Source organism: Caballeronia arvi (genome assembly GCF_001544695.2).
In the GTDB taxonomy this organism is placed as follows: Bacteria; Pseudomonadota; Gammaproteobacteria; order Burkholderiales; family Burkholderiaceae; genus Caballeronia; species Caballeronia arvi.
On the sequence record NZ_FCOM02000165.1, the window covers coordinates 1 to 3,022 of the forward strand.

Genomic DNA, 3,022 nt, shown 5'->3' on the forward strand with positions numbered 1-3,022 from the left:
CAAACACACTGGTTATAGGATCAAGCCTTACGGGCAATTAGTATCAGTTAGCTCAATGCATTACTGCACTTACACACCTGACCTATCAACGTCCTGGTCTGGAACGACCCTTCAAGGGGCTCGAAGCCCCGGGGATATCTCATCTTAAGGCGAGTTTCCCGCTTAGATGCTTTCAGCGGTTATCTCTTCCGAACATAGCTACCCGGCGATGCGACTGGCGTCACAACCGGTACACCAGAGGTTCGTCCACTCCGGTCCTCTCGTACTAGGAGCAGCCCCCTTCAAATATCCAACGCCCACGGCAGATAGGGACCAAACTGTCTCACGACGTTTTAAACCCAGCTCACGTACCTCTTTAAATGGCGAACAGCCATACCCTTGGGACCGGCTACAGCCCCAGGATGAGATGAGCCGACATCGAGGTGCCAAACACCGCCGTCGATATGAACTCTTGGGCGGTATCAGCCTGTTATCCCCAGAGTACCTTTTATCCGTTGAGCGATGGCCCTTCCATACAGAACCACCGGATCACTATGACCTGCTTTCGCACCTGCTCGACTTGTCGGTCTCGCAGTTAAGCACGCTTATGCCATTGCACTATCAGCACGATTTCCGACCGTACCTAGCGTACCTTCGTACTCCTCCGTTACACTTTGGGAGGAGACCGCCCCAGTCAAACTGCCTACCATGCACTGTCCCCGACCCGGATCACGGGCCAAGGTTAGAACCTCAAACAAACCAGGGTGGTATTTCAAGGACGGCTCCACCAAGACTAGCGTCCTGGCTTCATAGCCTCCCACCTATCCTACACAGATCGGTTCAAAGTCCAATGCAAAGCTACAGTAAAGGTTCATGGGGTCTTTCCGTCTAGCCGCGGGGAGATTGCATCATCACAAACACTTCAACTTCGCTGAGTCTCGGGAGGAGACAGTGTGGCCATCGTTACGCCATTCGTGCAGGTCGGAACTTACCCGACAAGGAATTTCGCTACCTTAGGACCGTTATAGTTACGGCCGCCGTTTACCGGGACTTCAATCAAGAGCTTGCACCCCATCATTTAATCTTCCGGCACCGGGCAGGCGTCACACCCTATACGTCCACTTTCGTGTTTGCAGAGTGCTGTGTTTTTATTAAACAGTCGCAGCCACCAGTTTATTGCAACCCTTTCACCCTCCTGGCGCAGGCCAGTCAAGCTACAAGGGCGTACCTTATCCCGAAGTTACGGTACCAATTTGCCGAGTTCCTTCTCCCGAGTTCTCTCAAGCGCCTTAGAATACTCATCTCGCCCACCTGTGTCGGTTTGCGGTACGGTCACTATTAGACTGAAGCTTAGAGGCTTTTCTTGGAACCACTTCCAATTGCTTCGCTTCCGAAGAAGCTCGCGCCACACCCTTGAATTACGTGCCCGGATTTGCCTAAGCACCTTCTCCAATGCAGCGACCGGGACTTCCAACACCCGGACAACCTTCCGCGATCCGTCCCCCCATCGCATCTAACAATGGTGCAGGAATATTGACCTGCTTCCCATCAGCTACGCATTTCTGCCTCGCCTTAGGGGCCGACTCACCCTACGCCGATGAACGTTGCGTAGGAAACCTTGGGCTTACGGCGAGGGGGCTTTTCACCCCCTTTATCGCTACTCATGTCAGCATTCGCACTTCCGATACCTCCAGCACGCTTTTCAACGCACCTTCGCAGGCTTACGGAACGCTCTCCTACCACACGTACTTACGTACGTATCCGCAGCTTCGGTGACTGGCTTGAGCCCCGTTACATCTTCCGCGCAGGACGACTCGATCAGTGAGCTATTACGCTTTCTTTAAAGGGTGGCTGCTTCTAAGCCAACCTCCTGACTGTTTTAGCCTTCCCACTTCGTTTCCCACTTAGCCAATCTTTGGGACCTTAGCTGGCGGTCTGGGTTGTTTCCCTCTTGACACCGGACGTTAGCACCCGATGTCTGTCTCCCGTGATTGCACTCTTCGGTATTCGGAGTTTGCTATGGCGTAGTAATCCGCAATGGACCCCACAACCATGACAGTGCTCTACCCCCGAAGGTGATACACGAGGCACTACCTAAATAGTTTTCGGAGAGAACCAGCTATTTCCAAGTTTGTTTAGCCTTTCACCCCTATCCACAGCTCATCCCCTAACTTTTCAACGTTAGTGGGTTCGGTCCTCCAGTACGTGTTACCGCACCTTCAACCTGGCCATGGATAGATCACTTGGTTTCGGGTCTACGCCCAGCAACTGATCGCCCTATTCGGACTCGCTTTCGCTACGCCTGCCTTAATCAGTTAAGCTCGCTACTGAACGTAAGTCGCTGACCCATTATACAAAAGGTACGCCGTCACCCCGCTTTAAGCGCTCTCGCGCTTAACTCCACTTTAAGCGCGCAGCGGTCTATTTCAGACTTGAGGTCTTTTGACGCATTCACTTCGTGAACGCGCCGAAAGCGCTTAAAGCGGGGCTCCGACTGTTTGTATGCATGCGGTTTCAGGATCTATTTCACTCCCCTCCCGGGGTTCTTTTCGCCTTTCCCTCACGGTACTGGTTCACTATCGGTCGATCACGAGTATTTAGCCTTGGAGGATGGTCCCCCCATCTTCAGACAGGATTTCACGTGTCCCGCCCTACTTCTCGTACCCCTAGTTCTTCCAAGCTGTTTTCGTCTACAGGGCTATCACCTGCTATGGCCGCACTTTCCAGAGCGTTCGACTAACAATTCAGATAAAAGGTACAGGCTGGTCCCATTTCGCTCGCCACTACTTTGGGAATCTCGGTTGATTTCTGTTCCTGCGGTTACTTAGATGTTTCAGTTCACCGCGTTCGCTTCACTAGAGCTATGTATTCACTCTAGGATGACCCATACGGGCCGGGTTTCCCCATTCGGATATCGGTGGATCAAAGCTCGTTTGCCAGCTCCCCACCGCTTTTCGCAGGCTACCGCGTCCTTCATCGCCTGTGATCGCCAAGGCATCCACCACATGCACTTGTTCGCTTGACCCTATAACGAGTGTGTCTG

General features: G+C 52.8%; 1 rRNA gene. It reads right to left on the reverse strand.

Annotated elements, in window-relative coordinates:
• Positions 1-16: 16 nt before the first annotated feature.
• A 23S ribosomal RNA gene (locus AWB74_RS43820) occupies positions 17-3,004 on the reverse strand.
• Between the last annotated feature and the right edge of the window lie 18 nt (positions 3,005-3,022).